A 16,496-nucleotide genomic window follows, 5' to 3' on the forward strand; every position below is an offset into this window, starting at 1 on the left:
CATGCACATCAAAGAGCTCGTCCTCGACAATTTCAAGAGTTTCGGCCGGAAGACCCGAATCCCGTTTTACGAGGATTTCACCACCGTGAGCGGCCCGAACGGCTCGGGCAAATCCAACATCATCGACTCGATTCTGTTCGCGCTGGGCCTGGCTCGCACGTCGGGCATCCGCGCGGAGAAGCTGACCGACCTCATTTACAACCCCGGTCACCAGGACGGCGAGCGTGAGGGCGACGAGGAACGCGAAGCGAGCGTCGAAGTCATCCTCGACAACGGCGACGGCACCCTCGAACGGGGGACCGTCGTCAACGCCGCCGGCACGGAAGACGTGGGCGACTGTTCGGAGATTTCCATCAAGCGCCGCGTCAAGGAGACCGAGGACAACTACTACTCCTATTACTACATCAACGGCCGTTCGGTCAACCTCTCGGACATCCAGGACCTGCTGGCCCAGGCCGGCGTCACGCCCGAGGGGTACAACGTCGTCATGCAGGGCGACGTGACCGAGATTATCAACATGACCCCGCACGCGCGCAGGGAGATCATCGACGAGATCGCCGGGGTCGCCCAGTTCGACGCCAAGAAGGAAGACGCCTTCGAGGAACTGGAAGTCGTCGAGGAACGCATCGAGGAGGCCCAGCTCCGGATCGAGGAGAAGCGGGACCGCCTCGACCAGCTCGAAGACGAACGCGAAACCGCCCTCGAATACCAGGACCTCCGGGAGGAGAAAGAGGAGTACGAGTCCTATCGGAAGGCCGCCGAACTGGAGGACAAACGTGCGGAACTCGACGCGGTCCGCGATGAGATCGCCGACCTCGAAGACGAACTGGAGACCCTCCAGCGCGAACTCGACGAGCGCCAGGGGAAGGTCGTTCGCCTCGAAGAGGATCTGGAGGACCTGAACGCCGAGATCGAGCGCAAAGGCGAGGACGAGCAGTTACGGATCAAACGCGAGATCGAGGAAGTCAAAGGGGAGATCTCCCGGCTGGAAGACGCCGTCGACAGCGCCGAGGCGAAGATCGAGGACGCCGAGAACGAGCGCCGACAGGCGTTCGTCCAGATCGACCGGAAGCAAGAGGAGATCGACGACCTCGAAGGCGACATCCGCGAGACAAAGGTCGCCAAGTCCGGCGTCAAAGCCGACATCCAGGAGAAAGAGGACGAACTCGCCGGACTGGAAGAACGCATCGAAGAGGTCGGCGCGGAGTTCGAGGAGGTCAAAGACGAACTCGACGAGAGACGGGCCGCGCTCGAAGAGGAGAAAAGCGAGAAAAACGACCTCCAGCGCGAGCAGGACCGTCTGCTGGACGAGGCGCGCCGGCGCTCGAACCAGCAGCGCGAGAAAGAGGAGGCCATCGAGGAGGCGGAGGCTCGCCTCCCCGATATCGACGCCGAGATCTCCGATCTGGAGGACGAGCTGGAGAAGGCGGCGGAGAACCGCGCGACCATCTCGGGCGTCGTCGAGGACCTCAAACAGGAGAAACGCGAACTGCAGTCCGACCTCGACGACGTCGAGGACGAGATCTCGGCCAAACAGCAGGAGTACGCCGAACTCGAAGCCAAGGCCGGACAGGACGGTGACTCCTCGTACGGCCGGGCGGTGACGACGATCCTCAACGGCGGGATCGACGGCGTCCACGGGACGGTCGGCCAGCTGGGTGGCGTCGATCCCGAGTACGCGACTGCGTGTGAGACGGCGGCCGGGGGGCGACTGGCTCACGTCGTCGTCGACGACGACGGCATCGGGCAACACTGCATCGAGTACCTGAAATCGCGCAACGCCGGGCGGGCGACGTTCCTGCCGATCACGAAGATGCAACAGCGGTCGCTGTCGAGCCTGCCCAACCACGACGGCGTGGTCGACTTCGCCTACAACCTGGTCGACTTCGACCAGGAGTACGCGGGCATCTTCTCGTACGTGCTGGGCGACACTGTGATCGTCGAGGACATGGACACCGCCCGGGACCTGATGGGGAAGTTCCGGATGGTCACCCTCGAGGGTGATTTGGTCGAGAAGTCCGGTGCGATGACCGGCGGGTCCTCGAAGGGGACCCGGTACTCCTTCTCGGGCGGGCAGGGCCAGCTCGAACGGGTCGCCGCCCGCATCAACGACCTCGAAGACGAGCGTAAGTCGATCCGGTCGGACCTCCGGGACGTGGAGAACCGGTTGGACGACGCCCGCGACCGAAAGAGCGACGCGGCGGAGCAGGTCCGGGAGATCGAGAGCGAGATCGAGGCGCTCGAGACCGAACACGACGAGACCGAGCAGAGGATCGAGCGGCTGGAAGCGGAACTCGACGAGATCGAGAACGACCGCGAGGAGGTCTCCGACCGGATGGACGAACTCGAAGGCGAGATCGAGGAGCGGACGGCAGAGATCCAGGCCATCGAGGACGACATCGCCGAGCTAGAGAGCGAGATCGAAGACTCGGAACTGCCGACGCTGACGAGTCAGGCCGACGAGGTGCGCGAGGAGATCGCCGATCTCGAAGCACGGCGCGACGACCTCGACGGGGACCTGAACGAACTGCAACTGGAAAAGCAGTACGCCGAGGACGCCATCGAGGAACTCCACGACGACATCGAGGCGGCCCAGAACCGCAAGGCCGAGCAGGAGGAGAAGATCGAGGAGCTGGAGGCGAAGATCGACGAACAGACGGAACTGCTCGAAGAGAAGGAGGCAGCGGTCGCGGACCTGGAAGAAGAACTCGCGGACCTGAAAGACGAGCGCGAGGACCTCAAGGCCGACCTCAAGGAGGCGAAGCAGGTCCGTGACGAACAGCAGTCGAAGGTCACCAGCGTCGAGGACGATCTCGCGGACTGCCGCGAGGAGGAAGACCGCCTGGAGTGGGAGGTCGACGAACTCGAAGGGCAAGTCGGCGACTACGACCCCGAGAACGTGCCCGACCACGACGAGGTCGAACGCGAGATCGACCGCCTCGAAACCGAGATGGAGCAGCTCGAACCGGTCAACATGCTCGCCATCGACGAGTACGACGAGGTGGCCGACGACCTCGACGACCTCGAAGGAAAAAAGGAGACGCTGGTCGAGGAGGCCGACGGCATCCGCGACCGGATCGAGACCTACGAGGCCCGGAAGAAGGAGACGTTCATGGATGCCTACGAAGGCATCAACGAGCAGTTCGAGGACATCTTCCAGCGACTCTCGAACGGGACCGGGACGCTGCACCTCGAAGACGAGGACGACCCGTTCGACGGCGGGCTGACGATGAAGGCCCAGCCCAAGGACAAGCCGATCCAGCGGCTGGCGGCGATGTCCGGCGGGGAGAAGTCCCTGACCGCGCTCGCGTTCATCTTCGCCATCCAGCGGTACAACCCCGCGCCCTTTTACGCCTTGGACGAGGTGGACGCCTTCCTCGATGCGGCCAACGCCGAGATGGTCGGCGAGATGGTCGACGAACTCGCCGGCGACGCACAGTTCGTCGTCGTCTCCCACCGCTCGGCACTGCTGGAGCGCTCGGAACGAGCCATCGGCGTCACGATGCAGGAGGACAACATCTCCGCCGTGACCGGGATCGACCTGAGCGAGATCGGTGGCGACGGCGACGAGGAGGTGCCCGCGGATGACTGATAGGGAGGGCGAACGGAGTGAGCCCTCCGGACCGTCGAGCGGGGAGCAGAGCGACCCGCGAGACAGCGGGGACGACGACATCCCGTTGAACATCGCCGGGCACGAAGATCGGGAGCGACCCGACGACGCGTCGTCGATGCTCGGCGGTGACGATGGAAGCGAGGCCGCGGACGGCGACGACGCGGAAACCGACGCCCCTGCCGTCGACAGACCGAAGCCGCCGGGTGAGGAAGACGAGGACGACGTCCAGCCCGTCGAGGTACTGGTCCAGCTCGCCAAGGACGACGAGATCGAACCGTGGGACATCGACATCGTGACGGTGACCGACAAGTTCCTCGACCGGCTGGACGAGGCCGACCTCCGCACGTCGGGGCGGGCACTCTTCTACGCGAGCGTCCTCCTGCGGATGAAGAGTGACGCGATGCTCAACGACGACGAGGACGAGGAACCCGAACCCGAACCCTGGGAGGCGGCGGCGATGGGCGAGGATACGCCCATCGATCCCGAGGCCGATCCCTTCGCCTCGCTGGAGAAGGAGATGGACCGCCGACTCGACCGGAAACGGGCGCGGGGGATGCCCCAGACGCTGGACGAACTCGTGCGCGATCTCCGGGAGGCCGAACGGGACACCTGGTGGAAGGAGTCCAGAGAGTACGACACGAGCGACAGTCCGGGCACCTACCAGCGCGGGACCCAGGAACTCGACTACCGGAGCGGCGACGAGTTCCGGATGGACGACGAGCCGACGGCTGCGGACGTGACCGGGACGGCCCACGGCGAGGACATCGACGCGATCATCGACGACGTGTACGGGGCCTGCCTCGAACAGTGGGAGGCCGGCCGCGACGAAGTCCTCTACGCCGAGATCGAGAGCGCGGGTGGCTCCCGGGTGGAGACCTTCCTCGGCCTGCTCTTCCTGTCCCACCGCGGGCAGGTCTACCTCCAGCAGGACGATCTGTTCGGCGACCTGTGGGTGCAAGACCCCAACGCCGCACAGGGCTCCGAAGAGGCTATCGCGGACTGATCGCGCGGCCAAGGGCAGTCCTGACGGGACGGCGAGTCGACGACCGACTGTCGGCGACCGGTCGTCACGCCGGACGTTCAGTGACCCTTATTCGTCGGTCTCGTCATCTCAGCCCGCCAAGAACGGGTGGTTAACCGTCTCGGCGTGGTAGTCCCGACCGGGATGGCAGAACACGATTTCGGCCCGTTCGGTTGGTTCTCGGCCGCGGGCTTCGTCATCCTGAGTCTGTTGTACGTCGTCGACCTGTGGGGTATCGCCGAGTGGCCAGTGTCACTCGCCGTGACCGGCGCAGTCGCGCTCCTGGCGGCCGCGGGCGCGATCCTGCTCTGGTACGGTAACGACCCGACCGCCTCCGAGGAGGAGTACGGCGCGACCGAGACGCGGTGATCGCGACCTTTTTTCACTGCCGGGCGGCCCGGCGAAAGAGCTATGATTCTTCGTGTTGTATGGTAACGTTGACCATGACGCCGACCAAGTTCCAGGAGCGACTGGCCGAGACCGAGGGCCGGGTCGACACCGAGCAGTTCCTCCAGGCGCTCCAGTACGTCCGCGACGACGGACACCGGTAATCCCCTGGGCCGGTCGCGCAGGGGGTGGCGAGCGGCTGGTCGGTATGTGACGTGGCAGATCATCGGATTTTATCATTCAGCGATCCGTTCGGAGCGGCAGATGCCGCCCTCCACACCCGACAGACGGACGCTTCTGGAGTTGCTCGCGGCCGCCGGCGCACTCGCCCTGGCCGGCTGTTCCGGCGACGGCGGTGAGACGACGGCCCCGGAGACGACCGATTCCGGTGCGACACCCGGAACGGACACGTCGGCAGGGAGCGAGACGACGGACGACGAAACGCCGGTCGACCCGGAGGAGGTCGATCCCGAGGCGTCGAAGTCAGCGGCGCGGACGCTGGTGACGCGGTGGGCCAACGGGGAGTACGAGGCGATGCGCGAGCCGTTCACCGAGCGGATGCGCGGGGCCGTCACCGTCGACGAGCTACGGGACCTCTGGGAGCAACTGGTGACCGACAAGGGCGCGTTCGTCTCGGTCACGCGCGCGGAGTACACCACCAGTCAGGGCTACGGCGTAGTCGTTCTCACGGGACAGTTCACCGAGGGCCAACAGCGGTTCGTCGTCACCTTCGACGGTGAGGGACGGGTCGCCGGCCTGCAGGTGCCGCCGCCGGCGGGCGAGTACCAGGCCCCCGCGTACGTCGACCGGTCGACGTTCACAGAACAGGAAGTCTCGATCCAGGCGACCGACAGTTGCTCGCTGGGTGCGACGCTCTCGATGCCCGAGGCCGAGGAGTCGGTTCCGGGCGTGGTCCTCGTCCACGGGTCGGGGCCCCACGACCGCGACGAGACAATCGGCCCGAACGAGCCCTTCCGCGATCTGTCGTGGGGGCTGGCCAGTCGCGGAATCGCCGTACTCCGGTACGACAAGCGGACCGCCGGCTGTTCGGTGACGGAACCGACGCTGGACAGCGTGGTCACCGACGACGCGCTCGCGGCCGTCGACGTCCTTCGGAACGCGGACCGCGTCGCCGACGACGACGTAGTCGTGGTCGGCCACAGCCTCGGCGGGATGGTCGCGCCCCGGATCGCCGCCCGCGGCGGGACCCTGGCCGGTATCGCGATGCTCGCGGCCCCGGCTCGTCCCCTGGCGGATCTGGTCGTCGTGCAAAACGAGTACCTGGCCGACCTCGACGGCACCGTAACCGATGCCGAACGGGCGTACCTCGAGGACCTCCGCCAGCAGATGGAGCGCGCACAGTCGGGCGACATGGGCCCCGAGGAGACGGTGCTCGGCCAGGGTCGCTCCTGGTGGAACAGCCTCGCCACGTACGACCAGGTCGAGACGGCGGAGGGACTGTCGCTCCCGACTTTCCTCCTCCAGGGCGGCCGGGACTACCAGGTCGATCCCGAAGCGGACTTCGGGCGCTGGCGGGACGCCCTCGGTGGGCGCGACTCCGTCCGGTTCGATGAGTACCCGAGCCTGGACCACTTGTTCATGCCGGGCGAGGGGCCGTCGCGCCCGGCCGACTACTACGAGCAGGACAACGTGGCCGAGACGGTCGTTTCGGACCTGGCGGGCTGGATCGACGGGGTGGCCGGCGACGCCGGGAGCGAGTAGCGAGAACGGGACACACACCGACGGTAGCTTAATCCGCCCCCTCTCCGAACCCGGAGGCATGAACACGCGACAGGCGCTTCTGGTCGACGCGTTCACCGACGAACCGCTCGCGGGCAACCCCGCGGGCGTCGTGCCCGACGGCGACGGCCTCGACGACGAACAGATGCAGGCCATCGCGTCGGAGCTGGGCGCGAGCGAAACCGCCTTCCTGCGGTCCTCCGACGAGGCGGAGCGAGCGGTCCGCTACTTCACCCCCGAGACGGAGGTCGATATGTGCGGACACGCGACCATCGCGAGCCACGCGTACCTCTACGAACGCGACGAGATCGACGCCGGCGACCACACCCTCGAAACCGAGGCCGGCGTGCTGGACGTCGAGGTCACCGAGGACGGCGGCGTCTGGATGACCCAGAACCAGCCCGAGATCCGGCGGGTCGACCTCGACTACGACCGTGTGGCCGACGCGCTCGGCGTCGACGTGGCGGCGCTGGAAGACGTGGGCGCGGACCTCCCGCTGGCGCGCAGCACGACGGGCCTGCCCTTCCTCGTGATCCCCGTGAACTTCCTCGAACACCTGAGCGACCTCGCCCCGGACGTGGCGGCCATCGCGGGGTTGAGCCGCGAGGTCGACACCGCTGGCGTGTACGCCTTCACCTTCGACACGCTCGAACAGGAGTCGACGCTGCACGGGCGGATGTTCGCGCCGGAAGCCGGCGTCCCCGAAGACCCCGTGACCGGGACTGCAAGCGGTGCGGTCGGGGCGTACCTGCGCGAGTTCGACGCGTTCGACGACCTCCCCGACGAGCTGGTCTTCGAGCAGGGACACTTCGTCGACCGGCCGGGGACAGTGTACGTTCGGGTCGGCGCGGAGATCGAGGTCGGCGGCTGGGCGGTGACCGCGATGGACGGCGATCTGGTGGTTCCCGAGACCGAGGACGACGACATCATCGAAGCCTGAATTCGGCCGTCTCGGACCGTCTCGATTCGGTTCCGATCCGCCGCGGGCGGCAAGCGTTGCACCCAAGCCGCGGTTCGGAACCTTCTTTATTGGTGTTCTGTACTTCTCAGGTGAGGATATGGCTGTACTCTGGCTGGACGAAATCGGGGCAGACGACCTCGAGTCGGTCGGCGGGAAGGCGGCCTCGTTAGGGGAACTGACGGCCGCAGGCCTGCCGGTTCCCCCGGGGTTCGTCGTCACAGCGGGGACCTACCGACGATTCATCGAGGAGACAGGCATCGACGAAGAACTGTTCGAGGCGGTCGACGTGGACGCGGAGGACTCGAAGGCGCTGGCCGAAGCCGAGGCCCGCGCACAGGAACTCATTCTGGAGACGGCGATGCCCGAGGACCTGCGCGAGGAGATCCTCGCGTCCTACGAGGACATCGGTGACGACGAGGCGTTCGTCGCGGTGCGCTCCTCGGCGACCGCCGAGGACCTGCCCGACGCGTCCTTCGCCGGACAGCAGGAGACGTTCCTGAACGTCACCGGGCAGGACCTGCTCGACCGGGTCAAGCGGTGCTGGGCCTCGCTCTTTACCCAGCGAGCAACCTACTACCGACAGGAGCAGGGGTTCGCCCACGACAAGGTCGACATCGCGGTCGTCGTCCAGCAGATGGTCGAGGCCGAGAAGTCGGGTGTGATGTTCACGTCTCACCCCTCGACCGGCGAACCCAAGGTCATCATCGAGGCCGCCTGGGGACTCGGCGAGGGCGTCGTCTCCGGCTCGGTCACCCCCGACAACTACGTGATCGATCGGGAGAGCGGCGCGGTGACCGACGTGGAGGTCGCCGACAAGAAGACGATGTACGCAAAGGACCCCGAGACCGGCGAGACGAACGAACGACCCGTGCCCGACGAGAAGCGCAACGAGCGGGTCATCGACGAGGCCGAGATCGAGCGCCTCGTCGAACTCGGCGAGCAAGTCGAGGACCACTACGACACCCCACAGGACGTGGAGTGGGCCATCTTCGAGGGCGAAGTGTACATGCTGCAGTCCCGGCCGATCACCACGATCTCGGAGGACGGGGAGTCGGCCGCGACCGCCGACGGCTCCGGCGCGACCGCGGCCCAACAGGACGAGGAGGACGTCCTGCTCCAGGGACTCGGCGCGAGCCCGGGCATCGCCTCGGGCGCAGTACGGATCGTCGACAAGCTCGACCAGCTCGACAAGGTCGGCGAGGGCGACATCATCGTCACCGAGATGACGACGCCGGACATGGTGCCCGCGATGAAACGCGCCGCCGGCATCGTCACCAGCGAGGGTGGGATGACCTCCCACGCCGCCATCGTCGCGCGCGAACTCGGCGCGCCCGCCGTCGTCGGGACCGGCGGGGCGACCGACACGCTCGAAGACGATCAGCTGGTCACCCTGGACGGTGACAAGGGGACCATCCGCGAGGGCGTCGAGACCGAGGACGAGACCGAGCCCGTCGAGGAAGTCCGCCCGCAGGCCCCCGTCAAGCCCATGACGGCGACGGAGGTCAAGGTCAACGTCTCGATCCCGGAAGCTGCAGAGCGCGCCGCGGCGACCGGTGCCGACGGCGTCGGCCTGCTCCGGATCGAGCACATGATCCTCTCGACGAACAAGACCCCCGAGCGCTACATCGAGGACCACGGCGAACGGGCCTACATCCAAGAGATCGTCGACGGCGTCCGCGGGGTCGCAGACGAGTTCTACCCGCGTCCGGTCCGGGTCCGAACGCTGGACGCCCCGACCGACGAGTTCCGCCAGCTGGAGGGCGGCGAGAACGAGCCCGAGGAACACAACCCGATGTTGGGCTACCGGGGCATCCGTCGGAGCCTCGACACGCCGGAGGTATTCAAACACGAACTCGAAGCCTTCCGGCAACTGTTCGAGATGGGCTACGACAACGTCGAGATCATGTTCCCCCTCGTCAACGACGCCGAGGACGTGCTGCGGGCCAGGAACCTGATGGCGGAGGCCGGGATCGACCCCGAGAAACGCTCCTGGGGCGTCATGATCGAGACCCCCGCCGCCGCGCTGTGCGTCGAGGAGATGGCCGAAGCCGGCATCGACTTCGCCTCGTTCGGTACCAACGACCTGACCCAGTACACACTCGCCGTCGACCGCAACAACGGCAACGTCGCCGACCGGTTCGACGAACTCCACCCCGCCGTCCTCGATCTCATCAGTCAGACCATCGAGACCTGCCGCGAACACGACGTGAGCACGTCGATCTGTGGCCAGGCCGGCTCCAAGCCCCGGATGGTCCAGCACCTCGTCAACGAAGGTGCCACGTCCATCTCGGCCAACATCGACGCCGTTCGCGACGTCCAGCACGAAGTCAAACGCGTCGAGCAGAAACTCCTGCTCGACTCGGTGCGGTAGACAGCCAGCCGCGAACTCGCTTCTTGCCCGGTTTTCAGAAGATCTCGAACTTGTCCCGCCGGTAGAGATCGATCTCCGCGGCCATCGAGGGCGACTGTTTCGCCGCGAAGACGATGGCCTCGGCGATCTCGGCCGGCTCGCTGGCCTCGCCCTCGTCGAACCGCTCTTCGAACGGCGTGCCTTCCTCGTACCCGAACTCCGTGCGGACCTCCGCGGGGTTGACGACGGTCACGGCGAAGTCGTCGCCGACCTGCGCCGAGAGGCTCTTGGCGAACCCGCGGGTCCACCACTTGCTGGCGGCGTAGACGGGGTTCGAGGGGCGCGGGTACTCGCCGGCGAAGCTCCCGAGGAAGACCAGCGTCCCGCCCGACTCCCGGAGGTGCGGGATGGCGGCGCGGGCGGCGAAGAACATCCCGTCGACGTTCGTGTCCATCATCGTCCGGTACTGTTCCGTGCTCATGTCCTCGATGGAGCCGCCCCGGGCCAGGCCGGCGTTGTTGACCAGCACGTCCAGTCCGCCGAACTCCTCGATCGTGGCGTCGATCAGGGCCTCGACCGCGGCCTCGTCGGTCACGTCGGTCGGGACGACCAGGGCCGCGGTGTCGTACTCCTCGCGGACGGTCGCGGCGAGGTCGTCGAGTCGGTCCTCGCTCCGGGCGGCGAGGACGACGTTCGCACCCTCGCGGGCGAACGCGTGGGCGGTCGCGCGGCCGATGCCCGCGCTCGCCCCGGTGACGACCGCGGTGTCGCCGTCGAGTGAACTCCGTAGCATCGCTCCCGGCTACGGCGGGGCAGTTGTTAACCGTTCGTACCGTCGCGGTAAACAGCGTATATACTGCGGTGGCGGGTGGTGAACAGAGCGCAACCCCTAAGCCAGTGCCATCACTTGGGTGGAATATGCAGCGGGTCGAACCGCAGGACTTCAACCGCGTTCTCTCCTCGATGTGTACCGAGCCACATCCAGCGGCTCGCGAGGCCGCCGAGGAGTTTCTGACGACGAATCCGGGCGACCCGGGCACCTACGAGACGGTCTCGGAACTGGAGCAGGAGGCCGTCGACATGCTCGGGACGGTCACCGGCCTCCCGAATCCCGCGGGGTACGTCACCTCCGGCGGAACGGAAGCCAACATCCAGGCGGTTCGCATCGCCCGCAACCGGGCCGACACCGACCGGCCGAACATGGTCGCGCCCGAGAGCGCCCACTTCTCCTTTAACAAGGCCGCGGACATCCTCAACGTCGAGTTGCGGACGACCCCGACCGACGAGGACCACCGCGCCGACCCGGAGGCGGTCGCCCGGGCCGTCGACGAGGACACCGCCGTCGTGGTCGGCGTCGCCGGCTCGACCGAGTACGGCCGCGTCGACCCCATCCCGGAACTGGCCGACCTGGCCAACGAGGTCGACGCGCTCTGTCACGTCGACGCCGCCTGGGGCGGGTTCGTCCTGCCCTTTACCGACCACCGGTGGCACTTCGGCCACGCGGACGTCGACACGATGACCATCGACCCGCACAAGATGGGGCAGGCCGCCATCCCCTCGGGCGGGCTGGTCACCCACTCGAAGTCGCTACTCGACGAACTCGCCGTCGAGACGCCGTACCTGGAGTCGAAATCCCAGGCGACGCTGACCGGGACCCGGAGCGGGGCGGGCGTCGCCAGCGCCGTCGCCGCGATGGACGCGCTGTGGCCCGTCGGCTACCGCGAGCAGTACCACGAGTCCATGGCCAACGCCGAGTGGCTGGCCGACCGACTGGCCGCGCGGGGTCACGACGTGGTCGAACCCGAACTCCCCATCGTGGCCGCCGACATGTCGATGCCGGTCACGGAGGACCTCCGCCGACGGGGCTGGCGGGTCACCAAGACCGGGGCAGGCGAGATGCGGGTGGTCTGTATGCCCCACGTCACCCGGTCGATGTTGCGCTCGTTCGTGGCCGAACTCGACTGGTTCTGAAAAGCGAGTGCGAAGTCCCGAAATTTCCCGAGTGCTCCGGAGTCCAAATATGAAAGCTTACGCCAACGGCACAGGAAGTGCCGCCCAGTGCCCGCCGCCACGCTCGCGGTCCTCGAGTGGTTCCTCCAGTTCGAGATCGTCGAACAGGCGATCCGGACAGCGACGGGTCCGGCGGGACTGGGGATCATCGCTGTCTACTCGTTTCTGATCGCCTTCATCCTGCCGCTGCCCAGCGAGGTCGTCCTCGCGACGCCGCTGGATCTCGGTCTCCCCTACTCGGCCGAAATCGGGCTCATCGTCCTCGTCAGCGGCCTCGGGAAGGCGGCCGGGAGCGTCTTCGCCTTCCACCTCGGCCAGGAGGCCAAACAGTCCGGCCCGGTGGTCCGGTTCCTGCGCCGGTCGCGGTTCGACGTGGTCGAGTGGTCCGAGAGCAAGACCGTCCAGCTCGCCCAGAAGTGGGGGTACGTGGGGCTCGCGCTGGCCCTCTGTGTTCCCGGATTCCCCGACACGCTCTCGATCTACGCGTTCACCGTGCTCGAGGAGGACTACCTCAAGTTCGCGCTGGCGACGTTCGCGGGCAGTGTCGGTCGGCTCCTCGTGACCATCTCGTTCGGGGCGGCCGCGTTCGCGATCGTCTAGTTTGGTTCGCGCCGAAACGACCGAAAGCTATTCGACGGCCCCCGTAGAAGTGACAGCTAGATCGGGGGATGGAATCACGGACCACAGCCCAGTCGGTCGGGAATCGCCAGCGGACGCTCGTATTGGCGTCGAGCACGGACGTAGCGGCGAACGACCTCTGTGTCGACCTGCTTTCGAGTGACGGCCCCGAGCGCCAGCGCGTGCTGTCGCTTTCCTACGCGCGCCGCCCGATGCGGATCGTCGACCACTGGGAGGCGGCCCACGACGCCCTGCCGGCGTCGATGGCCATCGTCTGCCCGGAGTCACACGTCGACGGGGAGCCGCCGGCCGGCGTCCACACCACTCACGTCCCGACGAGCGATCTCACGGGCGCGAGCATCGCCGTCTCGCGGTATCTGGACCGCTGGGACGGGGACGGCGAGCCCATCACGGTCTGTCTGAACTCGCTGACGTCCCTGTTGCAGTACGCCGACCGCGACCGGGTGTTTCGCTTTCTCCACACGATCACCAGCCGGTGTCTGGCGGTCGACGCCGCCGTCCACGCCCACCTCGACCCCGTGACCCAGGACGATCAAACTGTGGCGACCATCGCGACGCTGTTCGACGCTGTCGTCCGCCGCGAGGACGAGGGGGGCTGGACCGTCCAGCAGTAGGCCGTCGCCGAGCGGTAGCGTCGACCCGCCCGCGAACCGGCGGGTTTTAGGCCGTTTGTCGGAACCGTAGGGATATGAGCCACGAGGAGTTTCCCACCGACAATCCCGCGGTGGTGACCGTCGGGTTGCCCTACGCCAACGGCGACCTGCACGTCGGCCACCTCCGGGGCTACGTCACCGGTGACACGGTCGCCCGCGCACTCCGCCGCGTCGGCCAGCAGACGGCCTTCGTCTGCGGGTCGGACATGCACGGCACACCCATCGCCGTCAACGCTGCCGAGGAGGGCGTCTCCCCCGAGGAGTTCGCGATGGAGTACCACGAGGAGTACGCCGAGACCTTCCCGAAGTTCAACGTCGAGTTCGACAACTACGGCCACACCCACGACGAGACGAACGTCGAGACGACCCGGGAGTTCGTCCGCTCGTGGATCGACGGCGACCACGTCTTCGAGAAGGAGATCCAGGTCGCCTACGACCCCGACGCCGATCAGTGGCTCCCGGATCGCCTGGTCGAGGGGACCTGTCCCTACTGTGGCGAACACGCCCGCGGCGACGAGTGCGACGAAGGGTGTCAGCGCCACCTCGAACCCGGCGAGGTCGAAGACCCCGTCTCGACGCTGACGGGCAACCCCGCCGAGTACCGCGAGCGCGAACACAAGTTCCTGCGCCTCTCGGACTTTCAGGACTACCTGCAGGCGTTCATCGACCGCGTCGAGGGCACCGACAACGCGAAGAACCAGCCCCGCGAGTGGATCGAGGGCGACCTGCAGGACCTCTGTATCACCCGCGACATGGACTGGGGGATCGACTACCCCGGTGACGAGGAGGAGGCCGAGGACCTCGTGCTGTACGTCTGGGTCGACGCCCCAATCGAGTACGTCTCCTCGACCAAGCAGTACACCGAGCGGGTCGGCGAGGACGAATACGACTGGGAGGAAGTGTGGACGGTCGAGGACGAGGCGGAATTGACGGGCGCGGACAGCGGCGAGATCGTCCACGTGATCGGCCGAGACATCATCCAGCACCACGCCGTCTTCTGGCCCGCCATGCTGCGTGGCGCAGGCTACAACGAACCCCGCGCGATCCTGGCGACTGGCTTCGTCGGCATCGACGGGAAAGCCCTCTCCACGTCGCGCAACCGTGCGGTGTGGGCCGACGAGTACCTCGACGAGGGGTTCCATCCCGACCTGTTCCGCTACTACATGATCGACGGGAGCGGGATGGAGACGGACGTGGACTTCTCGTGGGACCGCTTCGCCGAGCGGGTCAACGGCGAACTGGTCGGCAACCTGGGGAACTTCGCGTACCGGTCGCTGCTCTTCGCCCACCGCAACTACGACGGCACACCCGACGTGGACGTGAGCGACGACGTGCGCGAGCGGATCGAGACCGCCGTCGACGAGTTCGAGGCAGCGCTCAACGACTACCGCATCCGTGACGTGGGCGCGGCCGCGGTCGAACTCGCGGACTTCGGCAACGAGTACATCCAGCGCAACGAGCCCTGGAAGCTCACCGACGACGACCCCGAGCAGGCCGCCCAGGTCATCCGGGACTGCGTCCAGCTCACGAAGGCCTGTGCGGTGTTGATGCAGCCGGTCATGCCCGGGAAGGCCGCCGACCTCTGGACCCAACTGGGCGAGGACGGCTCCGTCCACGAGGCGGCGCTCGAGGACGCGCTGGCGACCCCGCCGGCCGAATTCGGCGAGCCCGACGAACTGTTCGGCAAGATCGAGGACGAGCGCATCGACGAGTTGAACGAGAAGCTCCAGGAGCGCGTCGAGGAAGCGACGGAGGACGACGAGGCCGACGGCGACACCGCCGACTTCGAGCCCGAGGCGCTGGCAGAGGATCGGATCGGGTTCGAGGACTTCGGTGACCTCGACATGCGGGTCGGGCGGATCGAGGTGGCAGAACCCATCGAGGGCGCGGACGACCTCGCCCGCCTGGAGGTCGACATCGGCGTCGAGACCAGACAGGTCGTCGCCGGCATCAAGCAACTCCACGACCTCGACGAGTTGCCCGGCGAGCGGTGTATCCTGCTGGCGAACATGGAGCAGGCAGAACTGTTCGGCGTCGAGTCCGACGGGATGATCCTGGCGGCCGGCGACGAGGCCGACCTGCTGACGACTCACGACGACGCGCCGCTGGGTTCGAAAGTGCAGTAGGCGGTCGAGGGATCGGCCGCGGACGCGGACCGTGTGCTTTTGGTCGTGAGGCCAGTACGGTGTGGTATGTCCGGAGCGGACGACGAGGGCGGCTGGAAGTTCGAGCTCGAGGACCTGCCCGAGGAGGGTGGCGAGGAGGCCGCAGGGCTCGACGAGGAGGACGGCGAGGACGGCGACGCAGAGGAGGGGAACGTCGCCGGGTCGATGGTCCTCGACCAGCCGCTCGAACCGGGGTCGCCGTCGATGGAGAATACGGTGTTCGTCCTGCTCGGTGCGCTGTGTACCGTCCTGTTCTTCATGGCGGTACTGGGCGTGATCTGACCGCCGACCCCGAAGCTTAACCCCTGGGCAGCCCTACCCGCGGGTATGGTATCCTGGTTGCTCGCACAGGCCTCGGTCCTCGGGCAGGACCTCGCCTTGCTCCTCGTGATCGCGGGGGCAGGGCTGGTGATTGCCGAGGCGCTGGCCCCCGGTGCCCACTTCATCGTCCTGGGCGTCGCCCTCCTGGTCGCCGGCATCGCCGGCCTCCTGCTCCCGACGAGTATCGGCATCTTCGCGCCGCTGGTCCTAGCGGCGCTGGTGCTCGTCGTCGGCGGAATCACCCTCTATGGCTACCGGCAGTTCGACTTCTACGGCGGGAAAGGCACGGGGCAGACGAGTTCCTCGGACGACCTCCGCGGTCAGACCGGCCGCGTCACCGAGCGCGTCACCGAGACGGGCGGCGAAGTGAAACTCGACGACGGCGGGTTCAACCCGCTCTACCGGGCCCGGTCGGTCGACGGCGAGATCGCCGAGGGTACCGAAGTCATCGTCATCGACCCCGGCGGTGGGAACGTCGTCACCGTCGAGGCAATCGACGACATCTCCGACGACATCGACCGCGAACTCGCGGAGGAGGCCCGCAAACGCGACGCCGAGACCGGGGAACCCGACGCGGACGCGGACGCGGCCTGATCGGCGCGGGCCGGCGGTGGTGAGGACCGTGCCACGGAGTGG

General features: G+C 67.1%; 13 protein-coding genes. 12 read left to right on the top strand and 1 reads right to left on the bottom strand.

Going from position 1 to position 16,496, the window contains the following annotated elements; all coding sequences use genetic code 11:
- The first annotated feature begins 1 nt into the window (after position 1).
- From smc to ppsA, 6 genes are all read left to right on the top strand, one after another.
- On the top strand, positions 2 to 3,592 hold the full coding sequence (gene smc / locus EAF64_RS13100; protein WP_129069444.1) for a chromosome segregation protein SMC: 3,591 nt from the start codon (positions 2 to 4) through the stop codon (positions 3,590 to 3,592).
- Positions 3,585 to 4,616 (top strand): segregation/condensation protein A, encoded by a 1,032-nt coding sequence (locus EAF64_RS13105; RefSeq protein ID WP_129069445.1) that lies wholly within the window; start codon positions 3,585 to 3,587, stop codon positions 4,614 to 4,616. The genes smc and EAF64_RS13105 overlap by 8 nt, the downstream gene beginning before the upstream one ends.
- Before the next feature lie 162 nt (positions 4,617 to 4,778).
- The gene (locus EAF64_RS13110; RefSeq protein ID WP_129069446.1) at positions 4,779 to 5,003 is read left to right on the top strand and encodes a hypothetical protein; all 225 of its coding nucleotides are present in this window, start codon (positions 4,779 to 4,781) and stop codon (positions 5,001 to 5,003) included.
- 282 nt (positions 5,004 to 5,285) lie between these two features.
- Positions 5,286 to 6,743 carry an alpha/beta hydrolase gene (locus EAF64_RS13115; protein ID WP_129069447.1) on the top strand — a complete coding sequence of 486 codons (1,458 nt, stop codon included), beginning with the start codon at positions 5,286 to 5,288 and terminating at the stop codon, positions 6,741 to 6,743.
- Between the two features lie 58 nt (positions 6,744 to 6,801).
- Complete coding sequence (locus EAF64_RS13120) at positions 6,802 to 7,701, top strand: PhzF family phenazine biosynthesis protein (RefSeq protein ID WP_129069448.1); 900 nt, start codon at positions 6,802 to 6,804, stop codon at positions 7,699 to 7,701.
- A gap of 118 nt (positions 7,702 to 7,819) precedes the next feature.
- Complete coding sequence (gene ppsA, locus EAF64_RS13125) at positions 7,820 to 10,093, top strand: pyruvate, water dikinase (RefSeq protein WP_129069449.1); 2,274 nt, start codon at positions 7,820 to 7,822, stop codon at positions 10,091 to 10,093.
- A 34-nt stretch (positions 10,094 to 10,127) separates the two neighbouring features.
- Here ppsA and EAF64_RS13130 read toward each other — a convergent pair whose 3' ends face one another.
- Positions 10,128 to 10,865 (bottom strand): SDR family oxidoreductase, encoded by a 738-nt coding sequence (locus tag EAF64_RS13130; protein ID WP_129069450.1) that lies wholly within the window; start codon positions 10,863 to 10,865, stop codon positions 10,128 to 10,130.
- Between the two features lie 125 nt (positions 10,866 to 10,990).
- Between EAF64_RS13130 and mfnA the strand changes: the two genes are divergently transcribed.
- The 6 genes from mfnA (at position 10,991) to EAF64_RS13160 (ending at position 16,454) form a co-directional block, all read left to right on the top strand.
- Complete coding sequence (gene mfnA / locus EAF64_RS13135; protein ID WP_129069451.1) at positions 10,991 to 12,043, top strand: tyrosine decarboxylase MfnA; 1,053 nt, start codon at positions 10,991 to 10,993, stop codon at positions 12,041 to 12,043.
- Positions 12,044 to 12,130: 87 nt separating this feature from the next.
- Positions 12,131 to 12,682 carry a YqaA family protein gene (locus EAF64_RS13140; RefSeq protein ID WP_129069452.1) on the top strand — a complete coding sequence of 184 codons (552 nt, stop codon included), beginning with the start codon at positions 12,131 to 12,133 and terminating at the stop codon, positions 12,680 to 12,682.
- A gap of 68 nt (positions 12,683 to 12,750) precedes the next feature.
- Positions 12,751 to 13,335, top strand: a complete 585-nt coding sequence (locus tag EAF64_RS13145) for a DUF7504 family protein (protein ID WP_129069453.1) — start codon at positions 12,751 to 12,753, stop codon at positions 13,333 to 13,335.
- Between the two features lie 74 nt (positions 13,336 to 13,409).
- Positions 13,410 to 15,500 carry a methionine--tRNA ligase gene (metG, locus tag EAF64_RS13150; protein ID WP_129069454.1) on the top strand — a complete coding sequence of 697 codons (2,091 nt, stop codon included), beginning with the start codon at positions 13,410 to 13,412 and terminating at the stop codon, positions 15,498 to 15,500.
- Between the two features lie 66 nt (positions 15,501 to 15,566).
- On the top strand, positions 15,567 to 15,821 hold the full coding sequence (locus EAF64_RS13155; RefSeq protein WP_129069455.1) for a DUF7312 domain-containing protein: 255 nt from the start codon (positions 15,567 to 15,569) through the stop codon (positions 15,819 to 15,821).
- 45 nt (positions 15,822 to 15,866) lie between these two features.
- Positions 15,867 to 16,454, top strand: a complete 588-nt coding sequence (locus tag EAF64_RS13160; RefSeq protein ID WP_129069456.1) for an NfeD family protein — start codon at positions 15,867 to 15,869, stop codon at positions 16,452 to 16,454.
- Positions 16,455 to 16,496: the final 42 nt, after the last annotated feature.

It is taken from the genome of Halorientalis pallida (genome assembly GCF_004118325.1).
Taxonomy (GTDB): Archaea; Halobacteriota; Halobacteria; order Halobacteriales; family Haloarculaceae; genus Halorientalis; species Halorientalis pallida.

What these genes read in the sequence shown, in the direction of transcription:
- smc (WP_129069444.1), top strand. Translation starts at nt 2, where the DNA reads ATGCACATCAAAGAGCTCGTCCTCGACAATTTCAAGAGTTTCGGCCGG.
- EAF64_RS13105 (WP_129069445.1), top strand. Translation starts at nt 3,585, where the DNA reads ATGACTGATAGGGAGGGCGAACGGAGTGAGCCCTCCGGACCGTCGAGC.
- EAF64_RS13110 (WP_129069446.1), top strand. Translation starts at nt 4,779, where the DNA reads ATGGCAGAACACGATTTCGGCCCGTTCGGTTGGTTCTCGGCCGCGGGC.
- EAF64_RS13115 (WP_129069447.1), top strand. Translation starts at nt 5,286, where the DNA reads ATGCCGCCCTCCACACCCGACAGACGGACGCTTCTGGAGTTGCTCGCG.
- EAF64_RS13120 (WP_129069448.1), top strand. Translation starts at nt 6,802, where the DNA reads ATGAACACGCGACAGGCGCTTCTGGTCGACGCGTTCACCGACGAACCG.
- ppsA (WP_129069449.1), top strand. Translation starts at nt 7,820, where the DNA reads ATGGCTGTACTCTGGCTGGACGAAATCGGGGCAGACGACCTCGAGTCG.
- EAF64_RS13130 (WP_129069450.1), bottom strand. Translation starts at nt 10,865, where the DNA reads ATGCTACGGAGTTCACTCGACGGCGACACCGCGGTCGTCACCGGGGCG.
- mfnA (WP_129069451.1), top strand. Translation starts at nt 10,991, where the DNA reads ATGCAGCGGGTCGAACCGCAGGACTTCAACCGCGTTCTCTCCTCGATG.
- EAF64_RS13145 (WP_129069453.1), top strand. Translation starts at nt 12,751, where the DNA reads ATGGAATCACGGACCACAGCCCAGTCGGTCGGGAATCGCCAGCGGACG.
- metG (WP_129069454.1), top strand. Translation starts at nt 13,410, where the DNA reads ATGAGCCACGAGGAGTTTCCCACCGACAATCCCGCGGTGGTGACCGTC.
- EAF64_RS13155 (WP_129069455.1), top strand. Translation starts at nt 15,567, where the DNA reads ATGTCCGGAGCGGACGACGAGGGCGGCTGGAAGTTCGAGCTCGAGGAC.
- EAF64_RS13160 (WP_129069456.1), top strand. Translation starts at nt 15,867, where the DNA reads ATGGTATCCTGGTTGCTCGCACAGGCCTCGGTCCTCGGGCAGGACCTC.